This is a genomic window from Christensenella hongkongensis (genome assembly GCF_000981035.1).
GTDB lineage: Bacteria > Bacillota > Clostridia > Christensenellales > Christensenellaceae > Christensenella > Christensenella hongkongensis.
The window spans coordinates 1-7,440 of the sequence record NZ_LAYJ01000093.1 but is presented as its reverse complement, the minus strand read 5'-3'; the positions used below and the strand labels follow the sequence as shown (position 1 = coordinate 7,440).

At 47.6% G+C, this 7,440-nt stretch carries 7 protein-coding genes; all 7 read right to left on the bottom strand.

Annotation, left to right across the window (positions count from 1 at the left end; all coding sequences use genetic code 11):
* On the bottom strand, window positions 1-222 hold a 222-nt coding region (locus CHK_RS07935; protein WP_046443515.1), incomplete at its 3' end, for an aminopeptidase P family N-terminal domain-containing protein.
* 532 nt (window positions 223-754) lie between these two features.
* Window positions 755-2,149, bottom strand: coding sequence for an L-fucose/L-arabinose isomerase family protein (locus CHK_RS07930; protein WP_046443514.1), 1,395 nt, complete (start codon window positions 2,147-2,149; stop codon window positions 755-757).
* A gap of 43 nt (window positions 2,150-2,192) precedes the next feature.
* Window positions 2,193-3,227 carry a uroporphyrinogen decarboxylase family protein gene (locus tag CHK_RS07925; protein ID WP_082103460.1) on the bottom strand — a complete coding sequence of 345 codons (1,035 nt, stop codon included), beginning with the start codon at window positions 3,225-3,227 and terminating at the stop codon, window positions 2,193-2,195.
* A 22-nt stretch (window positions 3,228-3,249) separates the two neighbouring features.
* Window positions 3,250-4,161 carry a class II fructose-bisphosphate aldolase gene (locus tag CHK_RS15690; protein WP_052740449.1) on the bottom strand — a complete coding sequence of 304 codons (912 nt, stop codon included), beginning with the start codon at window positions 4,159-4,161 and terminating at the stop codon, window positions 3,250-3,252.
* Entirely contained in the window at window positions 4,161-5,651 is a 1,491-nt protein-coding gene (locus tag CHK_RS07915) for an FGGY-family carbohydrate kinase (protein ID WP_046443512.1), read from the bottom strand. The genes CHK_RS15690 and CHK_RS07915 overlap by 1 nt, the downstream gene beginning before the upstream one ends.
* 78 nt (window positions 5,652-5,729) lie before the next feature.
* Window positions 5,730-6,410, bottom strand: a complete 681-nt coding sequence (locus tag CHK_RS07910; RefSeq protein ID WP_046443511.1) for a D-lyxose/D-mannose family sugar isomerase — start codon at window positions 6,408-6,410, stop codon at window positions 5,730-5,732.
* 112 nt (window positions 6,411-6,522) lie between these two features.
* Window positions 6,523-7,440: ABC transporter permease (locus CHK_RS07905; RefSeq protein WP_046443510.1), on the bottom strand; the 918-nt coding region annotated here is incomplete at its 5' end.

Below are 7,440 nucleotides of genomic sequence, written 5' to 3'. Positions count from 1 at the left end.
ATCGTGCCCTTCGGCAAGAAGCGTGTAACGGTTCAGCTTGTTGTTCACCCACTCTCCAAGCTTGGTGCTCGTCACATACCTCACGTTATCCGGATCGAACAACAGCACCGCTCCAAGCCCGTCCTTTTTCATCTGCTCCCGCGTTTTCTTCAGGCGGTCCTTCCTCAGCTTGTCGTAATCGATCCTCTGCTCATGGTCTACCGCCATTGTCCCTAATGTCATTTCTTTTTCCTCCCTTTGTTTGTTAAATCGTTTTAATTTTTAAAAATGTTTGTTCTCATTTGGTTTTTCTTGTTACGCGATAAATAGTACTTTTTCGTTCACAAAAAAAGTACATAAAAAAAGCGCCTTATAGGCGCAATAATTAACATTTATAATCGAACGAAAAAGTACACTTTCTATGAAAAATAAAATTGTGTAATTAAGATGCGGAAATATTAAATCGTTTTACTTTATGCCTAAATAATAAACCGATTTGCCGCTTTTGTCAATATCTTTTTTATGATTTTTCATTTTTATTTTTTTCACTGTGCAAACGGCTTTGAATATGTAAAAAGGAGGCGTTTTCACGCCTCCTTTTTTAGAGGAAATAGAGCTGCAAGATTATATGCTTCTATTTCTGCCTCACTCATTTACAGCGTATTAACTTATGGCGTCGCATGGCTGCGCCGCTATAGAGGTTCGCTGCATAGCAGTTTCTTACAAATACTTGCTGCGCAACCATTTGGCAAACTGCAATAATCATGAAAACCTGTTACAGCTCCATGATGTCAAACCCGATGTATGTTTTATATGCCTCGAGCATTGCGTCCTTATTCTGTCCGGACGAAACGCTGACGTGGTGGCGGAAACCGTTCTTTGCGATGTCGTACAGCTTCTTCTGCATATTTTCGATATATGCAACGCCGCCCGTGCCAAAGTAACCGTCTTCGATCGGATCTCCTGTGAAAATACCGTTATCCACATAAGCAACGATCTTTCCGTTGTCGGATTTTGCGCTGGAATACGTCATGGGCATTGCCTTGATATAGCCCTGGTTTACGCCCCAGCTCACGTCGTCGCCCATTGTCTTTTTGAACATCTTGTGCTCTACGATCTCTCCCTTACCCGTCATAAGCGTATTGCAGATCGGCCCGCAGTGGAACAAAATGCACTTGTTGGGATCATCGCCATAGTTGTTGTTAAAGTCAAGGCACATTGCCGGATCCTGCGAAGCGCTTGAGAGCGCTTTCATGGAAATTGCGTTTGCAATATCGAGCTCACATGCCGTTACAATACCCCTGTCGTTAAGCTCGCTGATCAGGTTGCATACTGAAATCTGCATCTCGCGCTGGAATTCATCCCAGCAGCGGATCGTCATGCAATCCGTCTCAAGCTCTGCGGCGATTTGATCTGCAGCAAGACTTGCACGAACCATTTTATCCATCGATTCTGCAGGAACTTTGGTGCAGTTCGCATAATTTTTGTAAAACTCCAGCTTGTCCGCAAATTCTTTGGAGGACGAATCCATGGATTTCATCCTCAGGAAGAAATCTGAAAGATCGATTGTCTCAACTGTAATGCCATATTTCTGAGCCGTGAGCTCGTCAAAACGCATTGTCTTAAATGCAGATACGCGCGCGCCGATCGATGCGATCGTCAGATTTTTCAAGCCTTTTACGATGCGGCATACCGCTGCAAACTTTTTCAGTTCCCGCTGGAATTCGTCGCCGTCAAGCGCTACAACATGGGATTGCGTCAGCGAGAACGGGATGCCGTACTGATAAAAAAGATCAGTGATCGCAAGCTTTCCGCAAAAAGCGTCGCGCCTGCCTGCAAAGTCCATTTTACCAATCTCGTCCGGGCATGCCTGAATCAGGATTGGCACGCCGCAGTCCTTCAGTGCCGCGATAGCCGAAGCCTCGTCGCTGAAGTTTGCAAGGCATGCGATCACGCCGTCAAATTTCCCTTTATTTTCTTCCAGAAACTTTGCGTATATTTTGCCTTCCGCAACCGTCTCTGCAGCGCCGTGGCTCGTCAGGCTCACGTCCATACTGATAAAGTCGCAGCCCGCGTCTTTTACCGCTTTTTCAAGCTGCGGGCGTGCTTCGTCTATTACATCGTCAGGCATAAACGCCCTGTTTCCATAAAATAATGCAAATGTTGTCATAAGTGGATTACCTCCCATCCATTAATCAAGACCATACCAATTCTTATTTGCTGTAAACAACCGGCATTTCCCTGCGCACTTCCTGCATCACCCTGTAGTTTTCGGGCTTCGCATCGGAATGCACGCTGTTGGAAGATGCAATGATGTATCTTCCATCCTTGCCAATCGTTTCAATCACCCTTTTTGTTTCTGCAGCGATTTCTTCCTCGCTGAATTCGCACAAAGGCTTGTAGCAGTTGATTCCGCCCATCACGACAAGATCCTTGTATTTTTCTTTCACTGCCATGATATCCATATTTGCAGACGGATCGAGCGGATGCAGCACATCGATGCCTGTAGCCACCATGTCATCCAAAATTTCATTGATATCCCCGCAGCAATGCTTAAAGCAGAATACGCCCATATCCTTGATTGCCGATACCACCTGCTGAAAGCCCGGCAGGAAGAACTCGCGGAACATATTCGGAGACACGAGCAGCTGGTTCCCGCCGCCGTAATCGTCGCCGAGCAGGATATAGTCAGCGCCAAGCGACACCGCTTTCTTTGCAAGCGCAATATTATGATCCACCGATATTTCCACAATCTTGTGGACAGCATCCGGATTCTCAAACATTGTAACGAACAGGTTTTCCATGCCCATCAGGTAGTAGGGATAATTGAATGCGTCATGGATGTGCATCCCCACCAGCCTTTTTCCCTTGAAGCGCCCTATCAGCGCGCGCAGGTACTCGAACCTGTACTCATCATTCGGATCGGGCGCAACGTATTTGTATACGTCCTCCGCATTTTTGATTGGCTCGTCCACAATCGCAGAAACAACTTCCCTGCCCTGCTGGCGAACCGTTCCCCATTCATTGCGAAACGTCCCCTTTTCCGCGTCGATTACCTCATTGCGGTAAAGCGTGGAAGGTGTATTTGTGATGACCGCATCAAGATCGAGCGCATCGCACAGGTCCATATAGTCCCCCGTATCTGTAAGCGCATCAATAATCTTTTGATCGATCATGATTTCCATTGATGGAGTGTGGTCTACCTTCTCCTTATGGAGCGTAGCAAGCATCCTCTCATATCCGTTCATGATTACGCCTTTCTGACTTTTATCAGCCTTCGTAAAGAAGCGAACGTGTGTCTTTAATGCAAAGCATATCAGTGATTACTTCACATACTTTATCATAAACTGCCTTCTGCGCGGCTTCTACATTCTTTTCATCGCCCAAGAGTGCGCTTTCATACGCCTGCCTGATTTCCGTGCCGACATTTATTTTAGCGATGCCCGCCTTAATCCCTTCACGGATACATTCCTTGTTGATGCCGCTGCCGCCGTGCAATACCAGCGGAATATTCGTTGCCGCCGAAAGTGCTTTGATATGGTCGATATCAAGCCTTGCTTCCGGTTTTTTCTGATTGCGCAGGTTTTCCGCAACCGCACCGTGGATGCTGCCTACCGCGACAGAAAGCCAATCGCAATCGCTTTCCTTTACAAATTTTTTGGCTTCCTCAAGGTCTGTAAAGCCCTTTTTCGTTGCAAAAATTTCCTCATAGGGAATCCGCGGGCCGCTTTCGTGCCCCATAACCGCGCCAAGCTCGGATTCGCAGGGAATTCCAGCCGCGTGCGCGGCAGAAGCGACCTGCTTTGTCGCCTTGATGTTGCCTTCGAGATCAAGACGCGAAGCATCGATCATAACCGACTGGAAACCAGCCTTGATCGCACGCTCAATGATGGGCATATAGTCTACCTCTTTCATGTCCTCATCGATTACCGGTACATGGTCAAGATGGAGAAGCGTATGCTTCGGATCCATATATTTTTTGTATTCCTCCGCAACAGCCTCGAGGCTCTGCGAACCGAATTTTTCCCATTCCACTCTCGCCACCTGGATCATCGCGATCGAATTCATATCAACGACGGCCTGAATCACAGGTTTTACCATCGGCAGGTATGGGATATTATAGGCAGGAATCACCGTTCCGTGCTCTTTTGCTCTTTTTACTGCATCCTTTGCTTCCAACATTATTTATATATCTCCTTTATCGCTTCATAAATTCGTTTATACTGCGCATAGTTTTTACGATAGGTCGGAACATTCTCCTGCTGCGGGAGGAAGGTCGATTTATATTCGATCAGGTCTCCCTGTGCCTGTGCAATGCTGTCGTATACACCGATATTCGTGTAGCACAGGATCGCGCTTGCAAGCGTTCCCGCTTCGCTGTTCTTTGGCAGGCACACCTCCTGCTCAAAAATATCCGCACGAATCTGCATCCACATCGGCGATTTGGAACCGCCGCCCACCGTAATAATCCGTTTCAGATGGATACCGATATCCTCAAGGCAGTCGATATTGAGCTTCATTTCGTAGGTTTCCCCTTCCATGAACGCACGGAACAGGTCTCCACGCGAGGTATTGAGCCTCATCCCAACCATTGCAGCCGGCGTCACGCTGTCTGAATATGGCGTTCCGCTTCCCGCAAAGTAAGGTATCGTAATAATACTGGTCGGTTTTTGCGGCGCCTCCTGATTCAGGAGCTCATATGCGTCGGATTTTTCCGCAATATCCTTTGCCAGGGTATCCCGGAACCATTTTACCGTACATCCGCCCGACATATTAAAAGCATACGTTACATACTGGTCCTGCTGGTCAAGATATGGTACGATTGGGAACTTATAGTTCAGCATCTTTTCCATATTCATACTGCCGCCGTCCATAACAGCCGTCAGGCAGTCCACAGTGCCCATTCCGTTGGCGATATCGCCTTCATCGCGCGCGCCGCTTCCAACTGCGGCCAGAATCTGGTCGTGACCGCCGACAATCAGCTTTACGCCCGTTGTCATTCCCAGCTCATTTGCAACCCTGCTGCTCATGGTTCCCACAACGCTGCCGCCCGGCGCCGGCTTTGGTAGCATGGATATCTTAAGCCCGGCAAAATCCACCGCTTCTTTCCACCATGTCTTTTCTTTAAAATCAAACATTCCGCTGCGTGCGGCAAGCGAATAATCACAAATGTGATCTGCGCCCAGCATGTAGGTAATAAAGTCCGTAATAAATGAAATACGCTTCACCTTTGCCATCATTTCCGGTCTGTTTTTATGAAGCCATCTCAATTTATAAATTGCAAACATTGGATCAACGTAATTTCCGGATTTGCTGAAAATTTCTTTTTCGGAGAATAATTTTGTGAATTCCTCTCCTTCTTCCGTTCCCCGGTGATCCATGTAGATCATCGTGTTTGCTAAAATCTGATCGTTTTCATCAAAGCAGACAAAGGACTCGCCAAAGGATGTAACACAAATCGCACGAATTTCCTTTTTGTCACAGTCCTGTGTCGACTCAGCCAGCACTTCAAAAGCCTTATCAATTAAAACCCGCGGATCGAGTTCAAACATTCCGTCCCCGGGGCAAATCAAATCATATTCCCTGTATGCGTGGTGAAGCACATTTGCCTTCTCGTCAAAAACCGTGCTCTTTACACCGGATGTTCCCACGTCAAGCCCAATTACGTACATAAAAGTATTTCTCCATCTATTTATTATGGGAATACCACACAAGCCTAAGCAAGTGCGATATTCCCAAAAGAATTCTTCTTATTTTTTCGGCATATTCGGGTATTCGCTGAACAGCGGATACAGAATCGGCTCGTCTTCCTCGATTGTCGGGAAACGGCCTGTCTTTTCATAGAAGCGGTTATCTACATTGTCATCGTTTGTGCGCGATACCTCGCCAATCAGGCACTTGCCGCCTTCAGCCCAGAACGTGTGATACTGTCCTGTCGGAAGGGAAATGCTTTCGCCTCTGCCAATTTCAATCCTGGAACCGGCTTCCACTTCATAAGCCCTGCCGTCCTTGAAGATCGTTACAGGCGTATCCAGCTTTTCGCCGGCTTCATTTGAATTATAGCATCTGAGAACCAGCAGCCCGCCGCCCCTGTTGATGATATCTTCCTGCTTTTTCCAGTGGAAGTGGTAAGGCGTAACCTGTCCCTCTTCACTGATCAAAAGCTTTTCCGCATATGTTTTGTTGTACTTCGGATTATCAAAACTGCCATTCCTGAGCGTAATCATCAAAAGGCCGTCCTTCTTGAAATCGCCTTTTCCAAAATCTGTAATATCCCATCCGAGCATACAATCCTTGATTTCGTCATATTCGCTGTTTTTTGTTTTCCATTCGTCGTAAGTCCATGTTACAAAGGGAGGCAATGCAAAATTCTGTTCCTTGATGAATTCAACGGCATCCCTCATGATCTGGTTGATCTCTGATCTTTTCATAATATTACTCCTTAAACCCTTAGCGTTATAGCCTTTACTTATACAGGCGGCGGAATCGAAAACCCCGCCGCCTGCCACAATGAATTCTGATACCAGCCTGCGTAAAAAATGATTACGCGTTAACTTCTTTGGCCCTGCGGGATTTGATGAAGCTGTCGAACGCTACCGCTGCAATCAGCACCATACCTCTTACGAACTTCTGTACGAATTCGTTGATTCCCAGCATTGTCATACCATTCTGCAGGATTCCCATGATCAGTACACCGATGATTACCATGTACAGCTTCCCCTGGCCTCCTGTCATGCTAACGCCGCCCAGTACTACGCCTGTGATAACGTCCATTTCATAGCCTTCTCCTGCATTCGGCTGCCCTGAGTTCGTCCTCGCAAGGATTACAAGCCCTGCAAGCGCACTCATGAATCCACCTACCGCATATACCAGGAATTTGATCTTCGATACGTTTACTCCCGACAGCCTCGACGCTTCTTCGTTTCCGCCTACGCCGTAGATGTGCCGCCCTGCCCTTGTCTTCGACAGGAATATAATTCCAAAGATGAATACTGCCGCCATGATCAGCACCGGGATCGGGATCGGCCCAAGGTATCCCTGTCCAAGCTGCGTGTACGACGAGTCAAACCCGAATACCGGAAGTCCTCCTGTGATGATGTACGCAAGTCCCCTGATCGATACCATCATACCCAGCGTTGCGATGAACGGCGGTACCGCCAGCTTCGAAATGAAGAACCCGTTCGCAAGCCCAAGTCCTATGCCAAACAGGCACATGATGATCGCTGCAAGCACCGGGTTCATCGACTGCTCTGTCATCAGCAGCGCCGCCCCTACTCCTGCGAAGCCTGCTACCGATCCTACCGAAAGGTCGATTCCTCCTGTCAGCATGATGAACGTCATACCTACTGCTATGATTCCTACGATCGATACCTGCCTTAAGATGTTAAAAATGTTATCCGGCGTCAGGAACCTGTTCGACAGGATCGCAAACACCACGATCAGCGCGATCAGTACGAATAC